Genomic DNA, 24,175 nt, shown 5'->3' on the forward strand with positions numbered 1-24,175 from the left:
TTCGTCTGCGGGGAAGGCGGCCGGGAGTTGGCCGGGCGGGCGGCGGATCACAGGGCCGCCCGCCGGATCGGGACCGCGCTTAGCGCTTCAGTCCGAGGACTTCCTGAAGCATCTCGTCGGAGGTCGTGACGATCTTGGTGTTGGCGGAGTAGGTGCGCTGCGTGACGATCAGCTTGGTGAACTCGTCCGCGATGTCCACGTTGGACGATTCCACGCTGTTGGCGATCACCGCGCCGGCTCCGTTGGTGTCCGGATCGTTGAAGTTCGGACGCCCGCCGTCCTCCGTCTCGATGTAGACGCCGCCCGCCTCGCGCTGGAGCGCGTTGGGGTTGTTGAAGGTGACCACCGGGATGCGCCCGATGACGCGGCTGCGGCCGTTGTCGTAGTTCACGATCACGTCGCCGTTGTCGCCGTAGACCACCTCCTTGAACTGACCGCGTGAGGCGCCGTCCTGGACGAGCTGGGTGACGTTGATCTCTGAGCCGGCATACTGGGTCACGCCGCCCGACTTGCCGATCTGGCCGACGTTGAGCGTGATCTGCTGCGGGCCGAAGCCATAGTCAACGGTGAAGGTGACGTTGGCGTCCGCCCCCACCGTCTGGTTGGCGGAGGTCACCGCCGTGCCGGTGCCGACCTTTGCCGTGCTGATGCTGGTGATGGTGCCGACATTCTCCGGTTCGGTGCCGAAGCTCAGTTGGATGTGGGCGGGCGTGGTGCCGGCGGTGGCGTAGGTTTCCAGCGCGAACTGATCGGCGGCGGTGCCGGTCTGGGTCTTGGCGACCACGTTCAGCACCGCGCCTTCGGCGCTGGCCGTCACCGGCAGCGAGGTGTTCTTGTTGATCATGTTCGCCAGGTTGGCCGCGATGGTCTCCATCGACGTCTCGGCGCCGGTGGTGCGGTAGGTCACGGGCGACCCGTTGATGGTCACCGTGTATTCCGCGTCCTTGTCGCCGGGCGAGCCGGTCAGCGTCACCGACTGCTTCTGGCGCACGCCCTCGACGTTGGCGACGCCGCCGGCGCCGATGTTCAGCGTGCCGGAGCTGCCGGTCGCGTTATCGATGTTCGCCGTCGCCTCGAACCGGCCGGTGGACGGGGTGTTGTGGGTGATGCTCAGGCGCCCGCCCGTCGCCGTGGCGGTGACGTTCAGGTTTTCGGAATTGATCTTGTTGGCCAGTTGCTGCAGCACGCCGGAAATGTCTTCGAGGCTGCTGTAGTTGGACTTGTCCACCTTCACCGAGATGGGCGTGCCGTCCACCGTCACCGTGTAGGTGTCGCCGATGTCGATCTGGGTCTGCGGGAACGAGAACTCCTGCCGCTGGCCGCGGGTTTCCGTCGGCTCGCTCTTGGTCGGGCCGGTCTTCTGGTTGTTGGAGGCGGCGCCCGACGTGTACTCCTGATTCACCTTGAAGGGCGTGCCGGGATTGCGGGCGGTCAGCTTCACTTCGGAGTTGACGACCGTCGCGATCACCGGCGCCTGCGGCCGGGCGGAGTTGATCTTCGCCGCCAGCGCGTCGGCGATGCCGCCGTAGTCGCCCATGGTCAGCACGTTGTCCGCCGTCACCGACACGCTGTAGGGAACGTTGTCCACGCTGATGGTGTAGGTGTCGCCGACGCGGACGTTGTCCGTCCCCTCGATCTCCAGCTTGTTCCCGCTGATGCCCAGGGCGGTGTTCGCCACCGTGCCGTCGAGCTGCAGGGCGCCGGCCGGGGTGATGCTCGCGCCGACGGCCAGGCCGGCGCTGTTGATCTGGTCCCGGAGGTCCTTCAGGACCCCGTCCATGTCCTTCAGATTGTTGATGTTGTTGTACTTGACGGTGGTCGTGAAGGTCTGGTTCAGGACCGTGACCGAATATTGGTCGGGCACATGCAGGGTGGCCGCGCTGGGGAAGGTGACCAGGGTGCTTTCCATGACGCCGGGCGCAGGAAGCTGCAGGGTCGATATCGTGGCGGGGGTGTAGGTGGCCGGGCTCGTGGACTTGATGTCGTTCTTGCGGGAATCCGCGTTGACGACGCGATAGGACGAGCTGAAGGTGGGCACACCCGCGGTGCCGTCAAGAACGAGCTGGTTCGCGGCGCTGCCCGTGGCGGCACCGGTGGCCGCCGTGCCGATGGCCGCGGTGACGCCGATGGCCGGAAGCTTCGCGTTGATGAGGGCGCTCATGCGGGCCACGATGGCGTCGATGCCGGTGGGGGGCGCAAGGCTGTAGACGTTGCCGATGCTCATGTTGGTCACGCCCGTCGTGGGCGTGCCGGTGTCGTTGTTGGTGGTCACCCGCACCCGGAATTCCTGTCCGGCCACGGTGATCCGGAACTCGTCGCCGACGTCCACGGTGGCGTTGGAGAAGGTGAAGGTGCTCTGCTGGTGATTGCCGGGGGCCGCCGTGCCGGTCGGGTTGGTGGACGGGCCGCTGATCGTGCTGAGCTGCGGGCTGGCGTTGGTGAACAGGCCGCTGACCTGGACCGGCGCACCGTCCAGCGTCTCGACCAGGATCTTGCGCGCATCGCCCGGGTCGATCTTGGCCGAGTAGGGGGCGGGCGTCATGGCGTTGATCTGGCCGGCCAGATCGTTCGCGATGTCGGCGAAGGACGTGAAGCTGGCGATGTCGCGTTGTTCGGGGAACAGCGGGTTCAGCGGAGGAATGACCAGCTCCACGGACGCCACCACGGCACCGTTCACGGTCAGGCTGTATCTGTCGCCGACGCGCAGGTTATCCTGCGAGGAGCCGCTCGGATTCAGGGCGTCGCTCGGATAGTAGTTGGTCCGGCCGCTGATGGTCACCGACGACTTCGGAATGGAGGTCGTGCCGTTCACCAGAACGTTGCTTTCCTGGGCCACCGGAGTGACGCCGGCCACCGCCCCGCCGGTCTTCATGTCGGCGGCGCCGCCGGCGAAGGTGCCGGCGACGGGCTGCATGGAGCTGCCCGGCGCGTCGATGCCCAGGCGCCAGTTGTTGGCGCCGTCCTGACGCCAGTTGAACTGGACGGTCCGCGCGTTGCCCTGCGTGTCGTAGACCTGGATGCTGGACGGCGGGATCGCCTCGCCGGGTTTCGGCGTGGCCGGCAGGTTGGCGCCCAGCGTGATGCTGTTGGTCGCCTGCGGCTTGTCGGTCATCGTGTTGACCTGGAGCGGCTGCACCACGTCCTTCGACAACTGCCCGGTGGTGTCGTCCACGATCCAGCCGTTCAGCGCGAAGCCGGCGCTGTTCACCAGATAGCGGTTCTTGTCCAGTTCGAAGTCGCCGACGCGGGTGTAATAGACGTTGTCGGCGTTGAGCGTGCCGGTCTGGGTCTGCACCGTCTCGCCCTGCTGGCCGGGGCCGGTCAGGCCGCGGCTGAGCTTGGACACGCTGAAGAAGCCCTGGCCCTGGATGGCGGCGTTGGTCGGGCTCTGCACCTGGGTCAGGTTGCCCTGGATGTTGTTCATGAAGACGGGCGCCGCCGTGACGCCGCCCGGAGCGTGCAACCGCTCGTTGGATTGGAGAACCAGCGTCTCGAAGGCCGTGTTGACCCGCTTGTAGCCGACCGTCGAGGCGTTGGCGATGTTGTCAGAGATGTGACCGAGGGCCTTCGACTGCGCGCTCAGGCCGAGGACGGCGGTGGTCATCGAACCGAAGATGCTCATGGCCAGGGATCTCCACACGGAAGGGGCATTGATCGTTGCCATTGGGATAAGCAAGGACGATGCCAACTGCCTGGGCAGGGCCAACGCGCTGATTTCCATGGGAAAGGCTTCGGGCGGACCGGGGCGGCCCCCTTTTTGCCGCTCGCTGGGAAAAATTGGCCTAGCGCCCCGCGCGGGGGGAGGGAAGAAAGCTCCCGTCCCTCCGGTATGCACCCGGTATGACCTAAGGACAGGGCTTGGCCGGGCGGGGGCTGCGGTAGAACAAGGGGACGAAAACGGGAATGCGCACCGGCGGCGAGGCCACCGGGGGAGGACGCCTTGGAGCGCATGGAGCAACTTCTGGTGCCGTTGCTGGGGGCCGCCCTGTTGGGGCACGCGCTGGGCGGCATGCCGCTCCGCTTCGACCCGCCGGACCCGCGGCCCTTCGACGTGGCCGCCTTCAACGCCACCCTGCCGACGGCGGAGCTTCCCGCGCTGCCGGCGGGGCGGGGCCCGGCCTGGGGCGATCCCTACGACTGCTTCTGCGGCGCCAATTGAGCCGATCGATCGGCGGCGAACCGCTTCAGCGCCGTGGCGACGGCGTACAGGACGCTGTCCCAGTCGCCGGGGCGGGGCTGGCGGAACAGGCGAAGCGACGGGTACCAGGGGCTGTCGGCGCGGTCGAGCAGCCAGCGCCAGTCCGGCGCGTAGGGCAGCAGCAGCCAGGCGGGAACGCCGAGCGCGCCGGCCAGATGGATCGTCGCCGTGTCCACTGCGATGACGAGGTCCAGGTTCGCCAGGATGGCCGCGCTGTCGGCGAAATCGCGGATGCCCACGGTCAGGTCGGGCAGGGCGGCGGGCAGTGTCGTGTGTGCGTCGCCGGTCTGTAGGCTGAACAGGCGCAGGCCAGGAAGCGCGAGGAGCGGGGCCAGCCGGTCCACGGGAATGGAGCGGTTGCGGTCGTTGCGGTGCTTCGGGTTGCCCGCCCAGACGAGGCCGACGCGCGGCCCGCCGCTCATTCCCGTTTCAACATCGGCGATGCGGCGGCCCCAGCGTGCCGTCTCGTCGGGTTCGGCGGAGAGGTAGGAGGGCGGGGCGGGGATGCTCGCCAGATCGGTGCCGAAGGCGCGCGGCAGGCTCATCAACGGGCAATGGACGTCGTGCGGCGCCGGGGCCGGGCCGCGCACCAGCACCTGGATGTCCGGCCCCAGCGAGCGCAGCAGGCGGTGTTGCAGCGGGTGCACGTCCAGGATCACGCGCCCACCGGCGCGGGCCACCAGCGGGGCGTAGCGGGCGAACTGGATGGTGTCGCCGAATCCCTGCTCGGCGTGCAGAAGGATGCGCCGCCCCTCCAGCGGCTCTCCGGTCCAGGGCGGGGCGGGCAGACGGCGCGGGCGCCACTCGAACGCCTCCCATCCGCTCCGCAGGTCGCCCCGCACCAGCCGGCTGACGGCGCGCGCCAGATGCGCCTCCGCATGGTCGGGCCGGGCGTCCAGAAGGGCGTCCAGACAGGCGTCGGACTCCGCGAAGCGCCGCGCGTCGCGCAGCACCACGCCCCGGTTGAGCAGCGTGTCCGGATGGCCGGGCCGCAGCCTCGCCGCGCGCTCAAGCCAGTCCAGCGCGGAGGGGTAGTCGGCCAGCGTGTGGCGCGCCGCGCCCAGGTTCGTCAGCGCGTCCGGCAGCGCCGGGTCCAGGGCCAGGGCGCGAACCAGGGCGGCGTCCGCCCGCTCCGCCTCGCCCTGGGCGCGCAGGGCTCCGCCGAGATTGGCCCAGGGCTGCGCCGCGTCGGGACGGAGCCGCAGCGACCGGACGATCAGCAGCGACGCCGCCGCATGGGCGCCGCGTTGCGCCTCCGCCACGCCGAGCAGATGCAGGGCGTCGGGCTGCGCCGGCTCCACGGCCAGCACGAGCCGGTAATCGTGCTCCGCCTCGGCGAGGCGCCCGGCCATGTGGTGGTTGACGGCGGCGTCGAGAACGTCCAGGAGTGTCGCCATGCCCGTTGTCTACACCGGGGCCTTGTCGAAGGCGAGCCCCCAGGATCAGTGATCGAGGATTTCCATGGACGACCGGTTGCCGACGCATCTCTGGGTCATGGCGCACATCCGCGCCGCCGACGCGGAGGGCGTCACGATGATGGTGCTGCGCAAGGGCGATCCCAGCCGGGGCACGGTCATTCTGAAACTGAACCGGCTGGACCGGACCTTCGACGTGCTGGTGCAGGTGCGCGACGAGGAACGGCTGCGCTGGTCGCGCGGCACCGGCGCCGATCCGGTGGACGAGGCGACGGCGGACGCCTACATCGCCCGCCAGACCCGCTACGACCCCGATGTCTGGGTCATCGAGGTGGAAGACCGCAAGGGCCGCCACTGGTTCGAAGGCGCGGTGATCTGAAAGCCTGCCGCTTCCGGCACCGGCGAGCCGTCGTCAGCCCGCCGCCTGCTGGGCCTGATGGGGGACGCGCGGGATCGGGGAGGCGTCCTCGTGCGGGTCGCGCAGCACATAGCCGCGGCCCCAGACCGTCTCGATGTAGTTGTCGCCCTGGGTCGCCGCGGCCAGCTTCTTGCGCAGCTTGCAGACGAAGACGTCGATGATCTTCAGTTCCGGCTCGTCCATGCCGCCGTAGAGATGGTTCAGGAACATCTCCTTGGTCAGGGTCGTGCCCTTGCGCAGCGACAGCAGCTCCAGGATGCCGTATTCCTTGCCGGTCAGGTGGAGCGGCTGGTTGTCCACCTCCACCGTGCGGGTGTCCAGGTTCACGGTCAGGCGGCCGGTGCGGATGATGCTGTCCGAATGGCCCTTGGACCGGCGGACGATGGCCTGGATGCGGGCGATCAGCTCGCGCTTGTCGAAGGGCTTGGTCAGATAGTCGTCGGCCCCGAAGCCCAGCCCCTTGATCTTGTGGTCCAGTTCCGACAGGCCCGACAGGATCAGGATCGGCGTGGTGACGCGGGCGGCGCGCAGGCGTCGCAGAACCTCGTACCCGTCGATGTCCGGCAGCATCAGATCGAGGATGATGATGTCGTAATCGTACAGCTTGCCGATTTCGAGCCCATCCTCACCGAGGTCGGTAGAATCGACGATGTAGCCTTCCGACTGGAGCATCAGCTCGATGCTCTTGGCCGTGGAGGAATCGTCTTCGACCAGCAGAACCCTCATGGCGATATCCCGACGTTAGATGGCGCGTTTCTGGCTTCCGAAGCGGCGTTGCTTGTCCGCAGTCTCTCAACGGATTCCCTTAACAGATCCGTTCGACTGTTTACACAGGTTAACAGACGATTCAGCTTAACGCCAGAGGCATGGCACTTCATTTAACGTTAATAGTTTTGGACGAGCATGACGCGGGCGGCATGGCGGCGGAATCCGTGCCCATTGCAAATTGCGCCGCCGGCTCCCGGTTCACCCGACCCGTTCCCGCTCCCGTTCGCGAAACCGCAAGACCGTGCCCGCCGACGTCGCCCGCATCCTTCAGGAAATCGATTCCGTCGCCGGCTCCAGCCGGTTCGGCCGGGTCACCGCCGTGCTCGGCCTGCTGGTCGAGGTTGGCGGGATCGAGAAGGAGCTGTCGGTGGGCGGGCGCTGCATCGTGGAATCCCGCGACGGGCGGCAGGTCCCCTGCGAGGTGGTCGGCTTCCGCCAGGGCCGCGCGCTGCTGATGCCCTTCGGCACCATCGACGGGGTGGGGCTGGGCTGCCGCGCGCTGGTGTCGGACAGCCAGCCCATGGTCTTCCCGACCGAAGCGTGGCTGGGCCGCGTCATCAACGCGCTGGGCGAGCCGGTGGACGGCAAGGGGCCGCTGCCCAAGGGCACCTACGGCGTTCCCATCCGCAACCACCCGCCGCCCGCCCATTCGCGCGCCCGCGTGGGGGAGAAGCTGGACCTGGGCATCCGCGCCATCAACGCCTTCCTCACCTGCTGCCGCGGCCAGCGCATGGGCATCTTCGCCGGTTCCGGCGTCGGCAAGTCGTCGGTGATGTCGATGCTCGCCCGCTTCTCCGCCGCCGAGGTCGCGGTGATCGGGCTGATCGGCGAACGCGGGCGCGAGCTTCAGGAATTCATCACCGAGGATCTGGGGGAGGAGGGCCTGTCGCGCAGCATCGTGGTCTGCGCCACCTCCGACGAGGCGCCGCTGATGCGCCGTCAGGCCGCCTACATGACGCTGGCCGTCGCGGAGGCTTTCCGCGACGCCGGCTGCAACGTGCTGTGCATGATGGACAGCGTGACCCGCTTCGCGATGGCCCAGCGCGAGATCGGCCTGTCGGCGGGCGAACCGCCGACCACCAAGGGCTATCCCCCCACCGTCTTCGCCGAACTGCCGCGCCTGCTGGAGCGCGCCGGGCCGGGCCTGAGCGGATCGGGCTCGATCACCGGCCTGTTCACCGTGCTGGTGGAAGGCGACGACCACAACGAACCCATCGCCGACGCCGTGCGCGGCATCCTGGACGGCCACATCGTCCTGGAACGCCAGATCGGCGAGCGCGGGCGCTACCCGGCCATCAACATCCTGCGCAGCGTGTCGCGCACCATGCCCGGCTGCAACTCCCCCATGGAGAACGAGCTGGTGAACCACGCGCGGCGGCTGATGTCGTCCTACGACAACATGGCGGAAATGATCCGCCTGGGCGCCTACCGCAAGGGCACCGACCCGCAGGTGGACGAGGCCATCCATTTCCAGCCGGCGCTGGAGGCGTTCCTGAAGCAGGGCAAGCGCGAGGCGACCGACCTCGACAACAGCTACGCCCAGCTCGCCGCCATCTTCGGCATTGAACAGTGGCCGCCGCAAGAATGAGCAGTCTGAAGACCATCATCCGCCTCCAGAAATGGAAGCTCGACGAGAAGCGCCGGGCGCTGGCGGAATTGCAGAACCTCGCCGACCGCCTCCAGGCCGAGATCGACCGGCTGAAGGAGGAGGTCGCGGCGGAGCGGGAAACCGCCCGCGGCAACGTCGAATACTCCTTCACCTACAGCAACTACATCCAGGCGGCGATGGAGCGCGGCAAGCGCCTGACCCAGTCCATGGGGCAGGTGGAAGGCCAGATCGCCGTCGCCACTGACGAGATGGCCGAGGCCTTTCAGGAGCTGAAGCGCTATGAGCTGGCCGAGGAGGAACGGCTGAAGCGCGAGAAGGACAAGCTGAAGCGCAAGGAAGCCAACATGCTGGACGAGACCGCGCTCGTCGGTTTCCGCCGCCGCCAGCAGGAAGAGAACGGCGTCGAGTCCTGATTGCGCTCGTCAGATCCGCTTCATGCGGCTGAACAGGTGGGGGTTGTCCCAGTTGGGCTGCCGGTCCTCGACCAGCACGCGGTGCGGAACGGGCGAAGAGCGCTCCGCCGTCACCTCCGCCCATCGGGGGACCAGTTCGTTGTTGACGTCGTCCAGCGTGGACAGCGCCAGCCCTTCCAGCGTTCCGTCCGTCGGGGCGGAGGCCAGATAGGCGGCGAACCCGTCCGGCTTCGCGATCAGGCGGTCCGGCACGTAGCGCAGGGTCAGTCGGGTGCCCGGCGCCGGCTCCCCGGACAGTTCCACGAGATAGTCGTGGCGGGCATCGGGGTTGGCGGTGGTGGTCAGCAGCTCGCGGCGGTGCATGGGGTTCCGGGCACGGATTCGGGGTCTTCAGGCGGTCTTCAGGCGGTGTAGCTGTTCCCGCCGGCCCCGGCACGGGTCAGCTTGACCCAGCATTTGGCGCCGGACTGGAAGGACAGGCCGCCGATGTACCCCACGGCGCGGAGGCTGTCCGCGAAAATCTGGATCAGGTCGAGCCGGATTTCGGGTGCCAGCGGGGTGTGGCTGCGCAGGATCAGGTCGAACCGGTTGGGCTGCACCAGCCCGTCGAGCTGCATCGGGCCAAGGCGGCTGAGGTCCAGGTCCAGCAGGAACCGGCTGCCCTTGTCGCCGCCCTTCCGGCCTTTCTTGCCGTCCTCTTCCGGGTCGATGGGGTGGATGTGCAGCTTGAGGGGCATCAGGCCGTTGGCGTCCAGCATGGGCAGAGTGTAGGGGCGCCAGTCGCCGGGCAGCGGGTCGCCCGCCTGTTGCTGGAGGCCGCGGAACTCGCGCTCAAGCTGCGACAGCAGACTTCCCTGGCCGGATTTCTCCAGGGCGGACGCCGCCTCCTCGCCCAGCCAGCCGCGGGCGTCGCCGCCGCGGATCGCCGACAGGAAGAAGCTCAGCGCCGCACCCAGCTTGCGGTTCGGCTGCGGCACGACGGTTCCGATCAGCGCCTGCGCCGCGGCTCGGTCCACCCCCGCCAGAGCGGTCAGAAGATGGCGCATGGCGGGCCAGTCGCGCTCGCTCGGCGGGCCGGGTTCCGTGGCGAGCGGCGGGGCGGCGGTCTGAAGCGCCCGGGCCGGGTCGGTCACGGCGGCGGTGACGGTGCTTCCCTGCGGCAGGCTCGCCTGGACGTTCAGCGCCAGCATGCCCTGCGGCGTGGCCAGGATCGGCTGCCCCTGCGGCGTGCTCCCGGCCACCGTGCCCTTCAGGACCGGCCCGTCGGGAGCCTCCGGAAGCGGTGGGGAAGCGCCGGAGGCTGCCGGTGCGGCGGCGGGGGCTGCGGCGGGGCGGGGTGGGGCCGGTTGTGGCGATGCGGGCACCGCCGGACCGGGCTGAGGCGTAGCGGACTCCTTGCGGGGCGGATTGCCGGCGCTCCGCTCGTCCGGTGGGCGGGCATCCTCGTCCGGAGGGGCTGCCTGGGGCTGGTCGGGCGGGGGCGTGACGGCCAGGATCTTCAGAGCGACGGTGCCGCCCTGGGTCAGGGCCGGTTCCGCCACGGGCTTGGACGGGGTAGATGACAAGGGTGGCGAGGCCGGCGCCGGGGTGTCCCCGCCGGGGTGCGCGGCATCGCCGCCAAGCTCCACCTTGGCGTCGAGCATCGGCTTGCCGGGGAGCGGCGCCGTGACGGACGGTGCGGGGGCGGGCGGGGTTTGCGGAGCGGCGGCGGGAGCGGTGGGCTGGCCGGACGGCGTCGGGGCCGGGCTTCCGTCCGCGGCGGGGAGGGGTGCCGCCGGCGTTCCGCCCGCCGGGAGAGCCGGCGCGGCGGTCTGGCCGGGCAGGGTGGGGGCGGCACCGGGCGGGGGCGGGGCCTTCGGCGCCGCGGCGATGACCAGCGCCGGCACGATGGTCCCCGGCAGCAGGAGCGGAAGCGGCTGGCCCGCCGGTCCGGTCGGCGGCGGGGCGGCCCCTGGGCTGGGAAGGATCACCGCGGGCGTTGCGGAACCCTGGGGCTGCGCGGCGGGCGTCGGGGCCGGACCGGTCTTCACCGGACCCGGCGCGGAGGTGGCCGGCGTGCCCTGGGTGAGCACCAGAACCTTCGCCGCGAGATTCTGGGCCGGGGAACCCGCGTTGGGATCGGCCGGCGCCTGCCCCAGCAGCACCTGCGCCGGGGTGATCTGAAGCGTCACCGGCTTGTCGGCGGGCAGCGGCGTCGGGGTTTGCAGAAGCACGTCCCCCGCCTGGGTGCGCACGCGGGCCAGCCCGTCCGGCGTGGTGCCGACGACGGTCCCCGTCAGCACCACCGGGCGGGCGATGTCCCGCAACCGCTCCGGCAGGGCCTTGACCGTGCCCTCGGCGACCGCCACCGGCGCGGGCGCGGCTGTAGCCGCCGCCGGGGCGGCGGCCGTTCCGGCGACCGGGGGTGGAAGGGCGCCCCCCATCCCCGGCCTTACTGGCCGTTCAGAAGCCGCTGGGCGATGGCCAGCACGTCCCGCGCGGCGTCGGAGGAGGGCGAGCGGGTCAGCAGCGGCGACTGGTTGCGGATGGCGTCGCGCACCTTCAGGTCGCGGCGGATGATGCCGGCCAGCGCGGGCTTGTATTTCAGGAAGTTCTGGCAGGCCTTCAGGATGGTGCCGTAGGTGCGCTCCCCGTCCTTCACGCTCTGCGCCATGTTCACCACCACGCGCAGGTCGGCGGCGGGGTTGGTGGCGTGGGTCAGCTTGATGAAGGCGTAGGCGTCGGTCAGCGAGGTCGGCTCGTCCGTCGTCACCACCAGCGTCGTCCCGGCGGGGCCGGACAGGGTGCGCACCGTGCGGTCCACGCCCGCTCCCATGTCCATGATGACGCAGTCGTACTTGCGTGCCAGCTCCATCAGGTCGTTGCGCAGGCCGGACAGGCGCTGGCTCGGCAACTGGGCGAGCGTGCCGGACCCGGAGCGGCCCGCGATGATGTCGAAGCCGCCTTCGGTGTAGCGTTGGGCCGCGCGGCCCAGCGTCACGTCGCCGTTGATGACCGCGCCCAGATCGTTCTTCGGCTGGAAGCCGAGCTGGATGTCGACGTTGGCAAGACCCAGATCGCCGTCGAACAGAAGCGAGTTCTTGCCCATCTTGGTCAGCGCGTGGGCGAGCGTGATCGAGAACCACGTCTTGCCGACGCCGCCCTTTCCGCTGGCCACGGCGATGACGTTGGCGCCGCGCAGCGGGTGAACGTTCTTGAGGGCGGCCGGAAACACCGGATCGGTCATGGAATGGTCCTCGACGAAGAACGAACGGCTTTGGTCTTGGCGGGGGCCGCCGGTTTGGGCCGGTTGCGCGCCGCCTTGTCCTCGGCGGGCATCATCAGGCGGGCGAAGGCCACCGGGTTCAGCGGTGTCAGCCCCTCGGCCACCTTGGAAGAAACGCTGGCGTTGCAGAAGGCCATCCGCGCGCGGTGCGCGGTGCCCAGAAGACTGCCCAGGCGGCGCGCCATGTCCAGCCGGGTGATGAGCATCCGCCGCACGCCCAGCGCCTTGAAGGACTGGGCCATGTCGGCGGCTTCCATGGCGTCCAGCCCGGCGGGAAGCACGAGGATCGGCTCCGCCACGCCGGCGGACAGCAGGGCCTTCAGATCGGCCATGTCTTCCCGGTTGTAGGGGTTGCGCCCGGCGGTATCCACCAGGAGAACATCGGCGCCGCGGCTGACCTCGAACGCTCCGGCGAGCGCGTCGGGGTCCTCCACCGTCGCCAGCTTGATTTTCATCAGACGCGTGAAGGCGGCCAACTGTTCCATGCCGCCCGCGCGCACCGTGTCGGTGGTGATCACGCCGACCGAGCGTTTGCGGAACACCGCCTGCGCGGCCAGCTTGGCGACCACCAGCGTCTTGCCGCTGCCCGGCGGGCCGACCAGGATCAGCGGCTTGTTGCCGCCGCGCCGGTCCTGAAGCGGGCTGAAGGTGAACATAGAGTCCAGCGCGGCGCCCAGCGCCAGGGCCGGGTCGTCGGTGTCCAGCCCGGCGGCGGCGTCGATGAGCTGTTCGGCGAGTGCGGCGGGAACGCCGTGGCGGTGCAGCACGTCGGCCACCACCTCGCCCACGTCGATCTCCGGCTCCTCCTCGACCATCACCATGGGGCGCGCGGCCTTGGCGGGCTGGGCCGGTCGGGACTGCGCCATCAGCAGATCGTCGTCCTCCACCGCCGCGGTCACGCGCACGCCGCCGCCTTCCTCCTCGCGCGTGGCGACGATGATGGCATCGTCGCCCAGCGTCTGGCGGACCATGCGCATGGCTTCGGACATGGACTTGGCGTGGAAGGACTTCAGCCGCATCGGCTCGCCTCCCGCCCGTCACACTGGTTCGTCATGGCCTGCATCAGATCTGCCCCAGGGTCTTGATCCGCGCCTTGGGGTGGATCTCGTTCTGCGACATCACCACGGTGGCCGGCCGGAACCGCTCGACGATGGAGCGGACGAAGGGACGGATCAGGGGGCTGGTCAACAGGACGGGGGTCTCGCCCATCATGGCGTGTCGCTCGAAGGTTTGGCGGACCGAAGTGATGAATTGCTGAAGCCGGCTCGGCGCCATCGTCAGTTGCCGGTCGTCGCCGTCGCCCACCAGCGATTCCGCGAACGCCTGCTCCCATTCGGGCGACAGGGTGACAAGCGGGATGACACCCATCTCGTTGATGTTCGCGTCGCAGATCTGCCGCGCCAGGCGCGTGCGCACATGTTCGGTGATCTGCGTGATGCTGCGGGTCTGGCTTGCCGCTTCAGAAACGCCCTCCAGAATCGTTGCAAGATCGCGTACCGAAACCCGTTCTGCAAGCAGGTTCTGCAACACCCGTTGCAATCCGCCCACAGTGATCTGCGCCGGCACCACGTCGGCGATCAGTTTCTGGTGTTCCTTGTCCAGCTCGTCCAGCAGCTTCTGGGTCTCGGTGAAGGACAGCAGCTCCGGCATGTTGTCCTTGATGAGTTCCGTCAGGTGCGTGGTGATGACCGTGGACGGATCGACCACCGTGTAGCCCTTGAACAGCGCCTCCTCGCGGTAGCCCGGCTCGATCCAGATGGCCGGCAGGCCGAAGGTCGGCTCCACCGTTTGCTCGCCGGGCAGGCTCATGGCCTCGCCGCGCGGGTCCATGACCAGAAGCATGTTCGGGCGGATGTCGCCGCGCCCCGCCTCGATCTCCTTGATCCGGATGATGTAGGCGTTGGGCGGAAGCTGGAGGTTGTCCTGGATGCGCACCGCTGGCATGACGAATCCGACCTCGCCCGCGATCTGGCGGCGCAGCCCCTTGATCTGGTCGGTCAGCCGGTGGCTTCCCGCCTGCGGCTGGTTGATCAGCGACAGCAGGCCGTAGCCCAGCTCCAGCCGGATCAGGTCGATGGCCAGCGCCGTGGAGATCGGCTCGTCGGCCACCGGGGCCGGTGCGCCGCCGGGACCCAGGCCCGCGGCCTCCGCGGCGGCGGCCTCCGCCTCCTCCGCCTCCTTCTTGGCGCGCATCTTCGGCAGGTAGTAGGCGGCGGCTCCGACGGCGGCGATCACCGGCAGGAAGGGCAGCACCGGCATGCCCGGCATCAGGGCCAGCAGGGTCATAGCGCCCGCCGACAGGCCCAGCGCGCTGACATGGTTGGTGAGCTGCCCGACCACCGCCTTGTCGGTGGAGCCGCCGGTGCCGGCCTTCGACACCAGGAAGCCGGCGGAGATGGAGATGACCAGCGCCGGGATCTGCGAGACGAGGCCGTCGCCGATGGTCAGCTTCGTGAAGGTGTCCAGCGCCTGCAGGACCGGCATGTCGTAGCGCAGGACCGCCAGCGACACGCCGCCGATGATGTTGATGAACATGATCATCAGGCCGGCGACCGCGTCGCCCTTCACGAACTTCGACGCACCGTCCATGGAGCCGAAGAAGGCGCTTTCGTCCTCCAGCTCCTTGCGCTTGGCGCGGGCGGTGGTCTCGTCGATCATGCCCGCGGACAGGTCGGCGTCGATCGCCATCTGCTTGCCGGGCATGGCGTCCAGGGTGAATCGCGCCGCCACTTCGGCGATGCGGCCCGAACCGGCGGTGATGACCTTGAAGTTCACGATCGTCAGGATCGCGTAGACGATCACGCCGATGATGAAGTCGCCGCCCATGACGAAGCCCGCGAAGGCCTCGATCACATGGCCCGCCGCCGCCGTGCCCTCATGCCCCTGCGTCAGGATCAGGCGGGTGGACGCCATGTTCAGCGACAGGCGCAGCAGCGTGGTGATGAGAAGGATGGTCGGGTAGGCCGACAGCTCCAGCGGTTTTTCGATGAACAGCACCACCATCAGGATCAGGATCGAGATGGTGACGTTCAGCCCGAGCATCATGTCGAGCAGCATCGGCGGAAGCGGCAGGATCAGCCCGACGACGATCAGCATGATGCCGGCCGCCATCGCGAGGTCGCCGCGTTTCAGCGCCTTCTTCGCGACGGCAACCATGTCGGTCAGCGCGGCCATGTTGCCGCCGCCCGCCCGCGGTCCGGGATTGTGTTCGGTCAGTGCCATGCCGCCGCTCCTCCGCCTTCCTGCCGATCAGCGGATCAGATGGCCGCCCGTTCCTCGGAACCCGGCGGCGGCACCGGCACGCCCTCCTCGCTGTACTGCTTCAACTTGTTGCGCAGCGTGCGGATGGAGATGCCGAGGATGTTCGCCGCGTGGGTGCGGTTGCCCAGGCAGTGGGAGAGCGTGCCGATGATCAGGTCGCGCTCGACCTCCGCCACCGTGCGTCCGACGAGGCCCTGCACGGCTGGCGCGCCGGACGCCGCACCGGCGTTGCCGTAGGCCGCGGCCCCCGCGGCGTGGCCCGGAGGCGGCGCGTAGGAGGTCGGATAGCCGGGAGTGCCTTGGGGGGGCGGGGCGTAGCCGCGCGGCGCCGCGGGGACGCTGCCGCCCGGCCCGGCGAAGGGGTTGGCGACCGGCGAGTTGGTGGGGATCGACGCCTGGGCCGAACCTTCCGGTGCCAGCATCTGGCTGGTCAGCAGGATCGATTCCGGCCCGACCGTCTCCGATTTGGAGAGCAGGACGGCGCGGTGCATGGTGTTTTCCAGCTCGCGCACGTTGCCGCGCCAGTGGTGGTTGCGCAGCATCGTCATGGCGTCGTCCGACAGCCGCTTCTCGCCCACTCCGTTGGCCTGCGCGTACTTCTTCAGGAAGTGATCGGCGATCATCGGGATGTCGGCGGGCCGCTCGCGCAAGGACGGAATGGCGACGCTGAAGACGTTCAGCCGGAAATACAGGTCCTCGCGGAAATTGCCGCTGCGGACCTCGTTCTCCAGGTTGCGGTTGGAGGTGGCGAGCAGGCGCACGTTGACCTTCACCGGCTGGGACGAGCCGATCCGGTCGATCTCCTTCTCCTGGATGGCGCGCAGCAGCTTGGCCTGGAGGCGCGGGTGCATCTCCGACAGCTCGTCCAGCAGCAGGGTGCCGCCGTTGGCCTCCTCGAACTTGCCCAGCCGGCGCGCGACGGCGCCGGTGAAGGCGCCCTTCTCGTGGCCGAACAGTTCCGATTCCAGCAGGTTTTCCGGAATGGCCGCGCAGTTCACCGCGACGAACGGCGCGTCGGAACGCCGGCTCTTGCGGTGGATGTAGCGGGCCATCAGCTCCTTGCCGGTGCCGCTCTCGCCCGTGATGAGGACCGAGGCGTCGCTGGGCGCCACCTGATCCGCCATCCGCAGGGTCGCCAGCATGGCCGGGTCCTGGCAGACGATGGCGTGGCTTTCCTCCGCCACCGCTTCCAGGACGGCGGCGATCAGCTCCGCGTCGGGGGGCAGGGGGATGTATTCCTTCGCACCCGCGCGGATCGCCTTCACCGCCGCCGCCGCGTCGGTGCCGATGCCGCAGGCCACCACCGGGATGGTGATCCGCTCCGCCTTCAGGCTTTCGATGAAGGTCGCGATGTCGAGTTTGACGTCGATCATCACGAGGTCGGCACCCGCCGCCGCGCGCAGGGCGTTGAGCGCTCCCTCGATGCTGTCGGTGTGGGACACCTTCGCCCCGCGCTGCATGGCGATCTTGCCGGCGGCGGTGATGTACCCTTCCAACGTTCCAACGATCAGCAGACGCATCTTACGCTCCCCTCGGAGAACCCCGGTCGGAGTCCCGGTCGAAGTACTGAATCCGCTTTCCAGGCGGGAGAACGGCGTTCAGGAGCATCTCCAGACGCCGCGGATTTTCCTGACGCGCGATGGATACCGCGCCGATGGTGTAGAGAGTCTTGACGAGCGCGTCTTCCTCCGCCGCCCGCTCCACCTTGGCGGCCAGCGGGGCCAGCGCGACGTTGCCCAGCACCGCCCCGTAGAAGGTGGTCAGCAGGGCCAGCGCCATGGCCGGGCCGATGCTGGACGGGTCGTTCAGGCTGCCCAGCATCTGGACGAGGCCGACCAGCGTGCCGATCAGGCCCATGGCCGGCGCCACCTCCGACGCGCGGCGCAGGACGCCGGCGCTCTTGACCCGGCCGGCGCCGGACGCCTCGACCTCGCCGATCAGCATCCGCTCGATGTCGTCGGGCGGCAGCCCCTCCGCCACCAGCGTGACGGAGCGGTGCAGGAAGGACTCGTGCCGCAACTCCGGCAGGACGTTGCGCAGCGTCTCCGGCGCGCGGCGGGCGGCCTCGGCCAGCAGGAGCACCTGCCGGGCCACCCCGCGCGGGTCGTGGGTGCGGTGGATCAGCACCGCACCGGCGTCGCGCCACGCGATGGCCACGTCGCCCAGCGAGAAGGAGGCGGTGGTGACCGCCAGCGTGCCGCCCAGCACGATGATGAGCGACGGCGGGTCGATGAAGGCGCGCAAGGCCCCGCCCGACGCCATGGCGACGAAGATGACCACGGCGGCGGCGGACAGACCGACCAGAGTAGCCACGTCCACCCCGCCCCGCGGCCGGGCGGAACGCCCGCCCCGGCGGGACGATTCAGCGCTGTCTCGTGTGAGGCTCATCCGCGGTCCGACTTGATGATTTCGGTCATGGTTATGCCCAGCCGGTCTTCCACCACCACGACCTCGCCGCGGGCGACCAGACGGTTGTTCACGTAGATGTCGATGGCCTCGCCGACCTTGCGGTCCAACTCCACCACCGCGCCGCGCCCGAGCTTCAGCAACTGGCTGACCTGCATGGTCGATTTGCCGAGCACGGCGGAGATCTGGACGGGAATGTCGTAGACCGCTTCCAGATCCTTGGCTGGACCCAGGCCGGTCTCGTACTCCGCGACGTCGCCGCGGCCGCCGTTGTCCAACTCGTCGAGGGAGAAGCTGTCCTTGGTCATCGAAATCTCCGGAAACCCCTAAATCCTCAAAACCTTCCGCCACCCCGGCGTCAGCCCGGCGGCGGAGCCTCCAGCAGGCCCGCCATGCGCCGTTCGATCTGGGCGAGCAGGCCGGCGGTGTCGCGTTCCACCCCGCCTTCGGCCCATTCGATCCGGCAGCTTCCCGGCGCCAGGCCGGAGTCGCCCACGACCATCAGCTTCGCGCCGAAGCCGCGCGCCCCGATCACCTGGTCCAGATGCTCGCGCACCGCGTCCACCGTGTCGTCGGCGACCCGGACCACGAGGCGCGGCTCGTCGATCAGGTCGGTCAGGCAGGAACGCACCAGCCCCTCCACCTCCATCAGCCCGCCGCGCCGCGCCAGCTCCGGCATCAGCTTGCGGACGATGGCCATCGCGATGTGCACGGGCTGGTCGGCCCGCTGCGCGCTGGTGGCGTAATGCTCGTTCAGGAGATGCTGCACGCCGTTGCCGATGGTCTCCAGGGCGTTGGCGATGCGGGCCTGGACGGTGGCCTCGATCTCGGTCCGGGCGTTCTCATAGCCCTCCTTGCGGCCGGCGTTGTTGCCGTCCACGAAGCCCTTGCCGTAGCCCGTCGACTTGCCGGCGGTCTCGCCCTCCGCATAGCCTTCGGCGCGGGCGGCGGCCAGATCGGCCTCCCCGAACACGGGCGGGGGCGGTTCGGGCTCCGGTTCCGGTTCGGGCTCCGGCAGCGGGTCCGGCTCGGGGATGCTGTCGAAATAGTCGTCGTCGGCCTGATAGGACTTGCGCGGCGGGGCGTCCACGTCGAAGGACTCGTCGAACAGGAATTTGCGGACCGAACTCATCGCGTCAGCTCTCCTGATACAGCCAGTTGCGCAGGATCGACACCGCTTCCTCCGGATGCTTCTCCACGATCTCGCCCACCTTGCGCAGCGAGGAGGCGCGGACGCGGCCTTCGACGCGGTTGATGTCGATCATCTGCTCCAGCTCCTCGTCGGCCTGGGCGGCCTCCAGCGCCAGATCCTGGGCCAGCGCGCCGGTCGGCGCCGCCAGCGCCGCGGGCATGCCGCTCTGGTCGGCCAGCAGGCGGTCCATGTCGTCCTCCTCCTGCTGGTCGGCCTTCTCGAAGGCGCGGGTGATCAGCGGGCGGATGACCAGCAGGATGATGAGGACGGCGACGATGCCCAGCACGACCATCTCCGCGATGCGGAACAGATCGTCCTTGGTCATGCCGAGAAAGAGTTCCTCCGGCTTCTGGATGTCGTCTTCCGGCGACCAGAAACGCATGTTGACGACTTCCAGCGTGTCGCCGCGCACCGCGTCCAGGCCGACGGCGGAGCGGACCAGCGCCTTGATGCTTTCCAGCTCCTGCTCCGACCGCGGCTGGTAGGCCGCCGGGTTGCCGTCCTTGGGCAGGCTGTAGGTGCCGTCCACCAGAACCGCGACCGACAGGCGGCGCACCTGCCCGCTCTCGCGGACATGGTTCTTGGTGGTGCGGCTGATCTCGTAGTTGATCGTCTCTTCGCTGCGGTTCTGCTTGTTCTGCGAGATCGGGCCGGCGTTGTTGCCCGACTGCGCGGTCGGCAGGTTCTGGTCCACGGTGACCGGCGACAGCGGGTCGCGGTCGCTGCTCTCGTTCGCCTCGGTCACCGTCTGGGTGGAGCGGACGACCTGGCTTTCCGGATCGAAGATTTCCGACTGGGTGGTGATCCGGTCGAAGTCGAGGTCCGCCGACACCTCCGCCCGCACCTTGCCGTAGCCGACGGTGCGGCCCAGCAGATCCTCGATGATGCGGGCGATGCGGCTCTCGTAGGCGACCTTCTTCTCCTCCGCCGAGGCCAGCATGGCGTCCGCGCTGTCGTTGCCGGTGCCGCGGGCGAGCAGCGTGCCCTTGTCGTCCACGATGGAGATGCGGCTGGGGTCCAGGTTCGGCACGGAGGCGGCGATCAGGTGCTGGATCGCCTGGATGTTCTCGCGCGACAGTTGGGCGCCGGGGCGCAGCTTCAGGAAGATGCTGGCCGTCGCCGGGTTCTGCTGGCGCGCGAACATCTCGCGCTTGGGCAGGACCAGATGGACGCGGGCGTTCTGCACGCCGTTCAGGGTCTGCACCGTGCGCGCCATCTCGCCTTCCAGGGCGCGCAGGTGGTTGATGTTCTGCATGAAGCTGGTGGCGCCGAAGCCCTCGCCCTTGTCGAACAGCTCGTATCCGATGGACCCGCCCGACGGCAGGCCGGCGGCGGCCATCCTCATGCGGGTCGGTCCCACATGCTCGGCGGCGACCATGATCTTCGTCCCGGTCTTGTCCACCGTGAAGGGGACCTTCGCCTCCTCCAGCTTCTTGGCGATGGCCGCGGCCTCGGTGGGCTGGAGTTCCGAATAGAGAAGCTCCATCTCCGGGGTGGAGAGGCGGGTCATCAGATAGACGAAGAATCCGATCATCAGCAGGCCGACGCCGCCGATCGCGGCAAGGCGCGCGGGACCCAGGTTGCGCAAGGTCTGCAGGAGGTTGTTCACGCGCTGGTCCCCGATCGGATGGCCCGGCGGTTGCCCGGGAAGTTCTTGATTTCGCAGACGCAAAAAATCGAGTTTGCAAAAACCGCGCCGGGCTCTGCCTCGTGGCGCATGCTGGGCCGTCTTGATGAAGAGAGTGTTAATTCCTGGGCAGATATTGCCCAGTGACCGGCAAAATGTGCCTACCGATGCGCGCCTGCAACGCTTCCGCGCCGCCCACGGGGTGAGGGTAGGGAGTCGGTCTCGCCGTAAAGGCGCAGGCGGCGGAACGTAATCAGCGCAAGCAATTTAAAATTACCTCGAAAGAAGGAATAATGCTCGCGCATATAACCATTCTCTTTCTAGGGCTTGTTGGGAAGTAGGTAGTAAATGCGGCAACGGTGGTTGACTTTGCACCGCCGACGTCATAGCTGAGTTGCAATGGTCGCTTGGCAGATGCCAAAAAGATCGTGGCACAAGCACGTCGGAATCTTTCCAACGCAAATCCGAATGTTGCTTCGCGCGACAGCGGGCTTTGCCACCCTTACAGATGGGGGAACGCTGTGAAAAAACGTGGACGCGAAAAGAAGGAAGGCCTCAATGAGGTCGATGTGTTCGTCGGGCAGCGCCTGCGCGAATTGCGCATGCTCGCCGGGCTGAGCCAGAGCGATGTTGCGTCGGCTTTGGGGCTGACGTTCCAGCAGCTTCAAAAATACGAGCGTGGTTTCAACCGGGTGTCGGCCAGCCGGCTGTTCAAGCTGGCGCAGTTCTTCCGCGTTCCGGTCTCCGTCTTCTTCGAAGGGCTGGAGGAGCGTCACGCCGCCCAGGAAGCGGGAACCGCCGGGCCGCAGACGGAGGAAACGGAGGGCACGCTGCGCTCCCGCGAGGCGCTCATGCTCGCCCGCTACTTCCAGAACATCCGCGATCCTCAGGTCCGCGGGGCGATTCGGGAGCTTGCCGAGCGCTGCGCCAACCAGGCGGACAGCGCCGGCGGTCCGGGCCTTGGCGAGGATGTCGCGGAGATCGATCCGGCCGCCGTGCGCGGACGCCGCGGGCGCAGCGCCGGCCAGAACGTCGGACAGGCGTAAGCCCGGACGAGCCGGAGCACTGTCACGGCCGCCTCGATCCGGCCCCCGATCCGGCCCTCACCCCGGCGATGGCGCTGGCGATGGTCATCCATTCGTCGCCGGGCTCCGCATCCAGAAGCGCCAGCAGGGGCGGCCAGATGCCCAGACGGCTGCGGCGGCGCTGGGTGACGAATCGTTCGATCTCCTCCGCCGTGGGCAGGCGGTCGGCCTTGCGCTGGTTGCACCGCCGATGCGCCAGCACGACGTTCTGTGCCTCGTCGATGCCGCCGTAGGCCAGCGGAATCAGATGGTCGAAGGTCGCCTTGGCCCCCACCGGTTCCCCGCAATAGAAGCAGCGCCCGCCTTGCAGCACGTCCATGAGACGGGTTTCGTCCGGACTGACGGTCATGGCGGCGGCCTCCCTTGCGAAACTCACACCTGGAAACTCACACCGGCAGGCGGATCAGCACGCGCAGGCCACCGTACGGGCTGTCGCTGAGCGTGATGTCGCCGCCGTGGCTGCGCGCGACGTCGCGGGCGATGGTCAGCCCCAGCCCGGCCCCGCCCGTCGCCTGGTTGCGGGAGCTGTCCAGGCGGAAGAAGGGCTTGAACACGTCGTCACGGGACGCCTGCGGAATGCCCGGCCCGTCGTCGTCCACCAGGATGTCGATGAAGCCGTCCTCCCGTTCCGCCCGCACCCAGATGCGGTCGCCGTGGCGCCGGGCGTTGGACAGAAGGTTGGCGAGGCAGCGGCGGGTGGCGTTGGGACGCAGGGGCATGGTCAGCCCGTCCGGCGCCACCAGGGAAACCTCCGCGCCCTCGCGGCGGACGCCGGACACGACCTCGTTCAGGATGCGCGACAGGTCGGTCGGCTGCACGGCCTCCGTCCCCTCGCCGCGGGCGAAGGCCAGATAGCCTTCGATCATCGTTTCCATTTCGGTGACGTCGGTCAGAAGCTCCTCGACCTCCGGCCCGTCGCCCATCATGTCCAGCGCCAGCTTCATGCGGGTCAGCGGCGTGCGCAGGTCGTGGCTGACGCCGGCCAGCATCTCCGTCCGCTGGGTGATCTGGCGCTGGATGCGCTCGCGCATGCGCATGAAGGCGACGGCGGCCTGACGCACCTCGGTGGCGCCTTCCGGCTTGAAGTTGCGCACGTCGCGGCCCTTGCCCAGCGCGTCCGCCGCCGCGGCCAGCCGCTTGATGGGGCGGATCTGGTTGCGCATGAAGATGATGGCGACGGTGAACAGCACCAGGGCCGAGCCGACCATCCACAGGATGAAGATGTAGCTGGTCGGGCTGAACAGGCGGCGTTCCGGCGACATCACCGACAGCACGCCGTCGGGCATCTGCACGCGGATCTCGTACCATTCGCGGGTGATGCGGGTGTTGATGGCGAAGGGCCGCCGCACCCGTTCGTGCAGCGCCTTGCTGAGCGTGTTCTCCAGCATGCCGCGCAGTTTCGGCGGGTTTTCGGGCAGGGTGCTGCCGGGTTCCAGCGTCACGATCAGGTCGGTGCTGCGGGCGGTGGCGGCCAGCGTCCAGTTGCGGCCTTCCGGAGTCGGGTCGTGCTCCAGCATACCGATGACCATGGCGATGTCGCCGGCCACCGCGAAGGCCAGCCGGTTCGTCATGGTATCCCAATGCCGGTCGTAGAAGATCCAGGTCGCCACCGCCTGCGCCAGGATGACCGGCGTCACGATGATGAGCAGCGAGCGCCCGAACAGCGTCCGGGGCAGGAACCGCTTCAGCAGCCCCGTCTTTTCCCGGCGCGGCAGCGGCATCGGTCCGGCGGCGGTGTCGGTGGTCATGTCCCTGGTCCTCCGGCGGTACCCGGTTACGGGTCCGGCCTCAACACGTAGCCTTCGCCGCGCACCGTGTGGAGGTAGCGCGGCTCCCGCGGGTCGGGTTCGATCTTGCGGCGCAGGCGGGTCACCTGGACGTCGATGGTGCGGGCGTTGCCGGCGACCTTGCTGCGCTCCGTCAACTCCTCGCGCGAGAAGATGGTGCCGGGGGAGGCGGCCAGAACGCGCAGCAGCCCGGCCTCCGCCGTGGTCAGGCGGATCACCTCCTCGCCCGCCCGCAGCTCGTCGCGGTCGGGCAGATAGATCATCGGGCCGAGCTTCACCGGCTGCGGCGGCGCCGGGTCCGCCGGGCGGCTGGCCTGACGGCGCAGGATCGAATTGATGCGGAGCAGGAGTTCGCGCGGGTTGAAGGGCTTGGCAAGGTAGTCGTCGGCCCCGGCCTCCAGCCCGGCGATGCGGTCGTCCGGCTCGCCCCGCGCGGTCAGCAGAAGGATGGGCAGGTCGCGTTCCCGCCGCAGCGACTCGGTCAGCTCCAGCCCGGTCTCGCCCGGCATCATGATGTCGAGCACCAGCAGGTCGAAGGCCAGCCCGGCCAGCTTGGCCCGCGCCTCCGCGGCGTCCTTCGCGGTGCTCACCAGGAAGCCGTTGCCGGCGAGATACTTGCGCAGCAGTTCGCGCAGGCGGGTGTCGTCATCGACAACCAGGATATGGGGCTGGTCTTCTTCGGTCATGGCGCGACTGTAGCCCAACCGCGCTCCACGCACCAAGGGAAGCGC

The 24,175-nt window shown here is 68.8% G+C and carries 21 protein-coding genes; 5 read left to right on the plus strand and 16 right to left on the minus strand.

Going from position 1 to position 24,175, the window contains the following annotated elements:
• Positions 1-79: 79 nt before the first annotated feature.
• A complete protein-coding gene (locus tag DS843_RS17245) occupies positions 80-3,622 on the minus strand; it encodes a flagellar hook-basal body complex protein (RefSeq protein WP_149470101.1) in 3,543 nt (1,180 codons plus the stop codon).
• 327 nt (positions 3,623-3,949) lie between these two features.
• Between DS843_RS17245 and DS843_RS17250 the strand changes: the two genes are divergently transcribed.
• Positions 3,950-4,159: a hypothetical protein gene (locus tag DS843_RS17250; RefSeq protein WP_286192150.1), complete on the plus strand. Its 210-nt coding sequence runs from the start codon at positions 3,950-3,952 to the stop codon at positions 4,157-4,159.
• Here the strand turns inward: DS843_RS17250 and DS843_RS17255 are convergent.
• Positions 4,132-5,595: a tetratricopeptide repeat protein gene (locus tag DS843_RS17255; RefSeq protein WP_208852264.1), complete on the minus strand. Its 1,464-nt coding sequence runs from the start codon at positions 5,593-5,595 to the stop codon at positions 4,132-4,134. The genes DS843_RS17250 and DS843_RS17255 overlap by 28 nt on opposite strands.
• 64 nt (positions 5,596-5,659) lie before the next feature.
• On the opposite strand from DS843_RS17255, the gene DS843_RS17260 reads away from it, so the two are divergent.
• Positions 5,660-5,992, plus strand: coding sequence for a DUF1491 family protein (locus DS843_RS17260; protein WP_149470103.1), 333 nt, complete (start codon positions 5,660-5,662; stop codon positions 5,990-5,992).
• 33 nt (positions 5,993-6,025) lie between these two features.
• Here the strand turns inward: DS843_RS17260 and ctrA are convergent, their stop codons facing one another.
• Positions 6,026-6,757, minus strand: a complete 732-nt coding sequence (gene ctrA, locus DS843_RS17265; RefSeq protein WP_149470104.1) for a response regulator transcription factor CtrA — start codon at positions 6,755-6,757, stop codon at positions 6,026-6,028.
• 283 nt (positions 6,758-7,040) lie between these two features.
• Between ctrA and fliI the strand changes: the two genes are divergently transcribed.
• Positions 7,041-8,387 carry a flagellar protein export ATPase FliI gene (gene fliI, locus DS843_RS17270; RefSeq protein WP_149470105.1) on the plus strand — a complete coding sequence of 449 codons (1,347 nt, stop codon included), beginning with the start codon at positions 7,041-7,043 and terminating at the stop codon, positions 8,385-8,387.
• Positions 8,384-8,821, plus strand: coding sequence for a flagellar export protein FliJ (locus tag DS843_RS17275; protein ID WP_149470106.1), 438 nt, complete (start codon positions 8,384-8,386; stop codon positions 8,819-8,821). The genes fliI and DS843_RS17275 overlap by 4 nt, the downstream gene beginning before the upstream one ends.
• Before the next feature lie 9 nt (positions 8,822-8,830).
• Here DS843_RS17275 and DS843_RS17280 read toward each other — a convergent pair whose 3' ends face one another.
• The 10 genes from DS843_RS17280 to fliF form a co-directional block, all read right to left on the minus strand.
• Positions 8,831-9,184, minus strand: a complete 354-nt coding sequence (locus DS843_RS17280) for a hypothetical protein (RefSeq protein ID WP_149470107.1) — start codon at positions 9,182-9,184, stop codon at positions 8,831-8,833.
• Between the two features lie 38 nt (positions 9,185-9,222).
• Positions 9,223-11,244: a hypothetical protein gene (locus DS843_RS17285; RefSeq protein WP_286192151.1), complete on the minus strand. Its 2,022-nt coding sequence runs from the start codon at positions 11,242-11,244 to the stop codon at positions 9,223-9,225.
• 8 nt (positions 11,245-11,252) lie between these two features.
• Complete coding sequence (locus tag DS843_RS17290; RefSeq protein WP_149470108.1) at positions 11,253-12,047, minus strand: MinD/ParA family protein; 795 nt, start codon at positions 12,045-12,047, stop codon at positions 11,253-11,255.
• A complete protein-coding gene (locus tag DS843_RS17295) occupies positions 12,044-13,105 on the minus strand; it encodes a flagellar biosynthesis protein FlhF (RefSeq protein WP_149470109.1) in 1,062 nt (353 codons plus the stop codon). Before DS843_RS17295 ends, DS843_RS17290 begins: the two co-directional genes overlap by 4 nt.
• Positions 13,106-13,148: 43 nt before the next feature.
• Positions 13,149-15,308 carry a flagellar biosynthesis protein FlhA gene (gene flhA / locus DS843_RS17300; protein ID WP_149470110.1) on the minus strand — a complete coding sequence of 720 codons (2,160 nt, stop codon included), beginning with the start codon at positions 15,306-15,308 and terminating at the stop codon, positions 13,149-13,151.
• 35 nt (positions 15,309-15,343) lie between these two features.
• Positions 15,344-16,867, minus strand: coding sequence for a sigma-54-dependent transcriptional regulator (locus DS843_RS17305; RefSeq protein WP_149470111.1), 1,524 nt, complete (start codon positions 16,865-16,867; stop codon positions 15,344-15,346).
• Position 16,868: 1 nt separating this feature from the next.
• Positions 16,869-17,660: a motility protein A gene (locus DS843_RS17310; RefSeq protein WP_286192152.1), complete on the minus strand. Its 792-nt coding sequence runs from the start codon at positions 17,658-17,660 to the stop codon at positions 16,869-16,871.
• Positions 17,661-17,731: 71 nt separating this feature from the next.
• Positions 17,732-18,061: a flagellar motor switch protein FliN gene (gene fliN / locus DS843_RS17315; protein WP_149470113.1), complete on the minus strand. Its 330-nt coding sequence runs from the start codon at positions 18,059-18,061 to the stop codon at positions 17,732-17,734.
• 50 nt (positions 18,062-18,111) lie between these two features.
• Positions 18,112-18,885, minus strand: coding sequence for a FliH/SctL family protein (locus tag DS843_RS17320; RefSeq protein ID WP_149470114.1), 774 nt, complete (start codon positions 18,883-18,885; stop codon positions 18,112-18,114).
• Positions 18,886-18,889: 4 nt separating this feature from the next.
• On the minus strand, positions 18,890-20,554 hold the full coding sequence (gene fliF / locus DS843_RS17325) for a flagellar basal-body MS-ring/collar protein FliF (protein WP_149470115.1): 1,665 nt from the start codon (positions 20,552-20,554) through the stop codon (positions 18,890-18,892).
• A 587-nt stretch (positions 20,555-21,141) separates the two neighbouring features.
• On the opposite strand from fliF, the gene DS843_RS17330 reads away from it, so the two are divergent.
• A complete protein-coding gene (locus DS843_RS17330) occupies positions 21,142-21,618 on the plus strand; it encodes a helix-turn-helix domain-containing protein (RefSeq protein ID WP_353618361.1) in 477 nt (158 codons plus the stop codon).
• Between the two features lie 22 nt (positions 21,619-21,640).
• On the opposite strand, the gene DS843_RS17335 is transcribed toward DS843_RS17330, so the two are convergent.
• The 3 genes from DS843_RS17335 to DS843_RS17345 are packed head-to-tail and all read right to left on the minus strand — an operon-like array spanning position 21,641 to position 24,130.
• On the minus strand, positions 21,641-22,006 hold the full coding sequence (locus DS843_RS17335) for an HNH endonuclease (protein ID WP_149470116.1): 366 nt from the start codon (positions 22,004-22,006) through the stop codon (positions 21,641-21,643).
• Positions 22,007-22,043: 37 nt separating this feature from the next.
• Complete coding sequence (locus DS843_RS17340) at positions 22,044-23,405, minus strand: ATP-binding protein (protein ID WP_149470117.1); 1,362 nt, start codon at positions 23,403-23,405, stop codon at positions 22,044-22,046.
• A gap of 26 nt (positions 23,406-23,431) precedes the next feature.
• Positions 23,432-24,130 carry a response regulator gene (locus DS843_RS17345; RefSeq protein ID WP_149470118.1) on the minus strand — a complete coding sequence of 233 codons (699 nt, stop codon included), beginning with the start codon at positions 24,128-24,130 and terminating at the stop codon, positions 23,432-23,434.
• Between the last annotated feature and the right edge of the window lie 45 nt (positions 24,131-24,175).

The sequence above is a fragment of the Roseomonas genomospecies 6 genome, assembly GCF_008365375.1.
In the GTDB taxonomy this organism is placed as follows: domain Bacteria; phylum Pseudomonadota; class Alphaproteobacteria; order Azospirillales; family Azospirillaceae; genus Azospirillum.

Bases quoted from the DNA above. Each gene is read 5' to 3' on its own strand.
- DS843_RS17245 (WP_149470101.1), bottom strand. From the start codon at position 3,622: ATGAGCATCTTCGGTTCGATGACCACCGCCGTCCTCGGCCTGAGCGCG.
- DS843_RS17250 (WP_286192150.1), top strand. From the start codon at position 3,950: ATGGAGCAACTTCTGGTGCCGTTGCTGGGGGCCGCCCTGTTGGGGCAC.
- DS843_RS17255 (WP_208852264.1), bottom strand. From the start codon at position 5,595: ATGGCGACACTCCTGGACGTTCTCGACGCCGCCGTCAACCACCACATG.
- DS843_RS17260 (WP_149470103.1), top strand. From the start codon at position 5,660: ATGGACGACCGGTTGCCGACGCATCTCTGGGTCATGGCGCACATCCGC.
- ctrA (WP_149470104.1), bottom strand. From the start codon at position 6,757: ATGAGGGTTCTGCTGGTCGAAGACGATTCCTCCACGGCCAAGAGCATC.
- DS843_RS17275 (WP_149470106.1), top strand. From the start codon at position 8,384: ATGAGCAGTCTGAAGACCATCATCCGCCTCCAGAAATGGAAGCTCGAC.
- DS843_RS17280 (WP_149470107.1), bottom strand. From the start codon at position 9,184: ATGCACCGCCGCGAGCTGCTGACCACCACCGCCAACCCCGATGCCCGC.
- DS843_RS17285 (WP_286192151.1), bottom strand. From the start codon at position 11,244: ATGGGGGGCGCCCTTCCACCCCCGGTCGCCGGAACGGCCGCCGCCCCG.
- DS843_RS17290 (WP_149470108.1), bottom strand. From the start codon at position 12,047: ATGACCGATCCGGTGTTTCCGGCCGCCCTCAAGAACGTTCACCCGCTG.
- DS843_RS17295 (WP_149470109.1), bottom strand. From the start codon at position 13,105: ATGCGGCTGAAGTCCTTCCACGCCAAGTCCATGTCCGAAGCCATGCGC.
- flhA (WP_149470110.1), bottom strand. From the start codon at position 15,308: ATGGCACTGACCGAACACAATCCCGGACCGCGGGCGGGCGGCGGCAAC.
- DS843_RS17305 (WP_149470111.1), bottom strand. From the start codon at position 16,867: ATGCGTCTGCTGATCGTTGGAACGTTGGAAGGGTACATCACCGCCGCC.
- fliN (WP_149470113.1), bottom strand. From the start codon at position 18,061: ATGACCAAGGACAGCTTCTCCCTCGACGAGTTGGACAACGGCGGCCGC.
- DS843_RS17320 (WP_149470114.1), bottom strand. From the start codon at position 18,885: ATGAGTTCGGTCCGCAAATTCCTGTTCGACGAGTCCTTCGACGTGGAC.
- DS843_RS17335 (WP_149470116.1), bottom strand. From the start codon at position 22,006: ATGACCGTCAGTCCGGACGAAACCCGTCTCATGGACGTGCTGCAAGGC.
- DS843_RS17340 (WP_149470117.1), bottom strand. From the start codon at position 23,405: ATGACCACCGACACCGCCGCCGGACCGATGCCGCTGCCGCGCCGGGAA.
- DS843_RS17345 (WP_149470118.1), bottom strand. From the start codon at position 24,130: ATGACCGAAGAAGACCAGCCCCATATCCTGGTTGTCGATGACGACACC.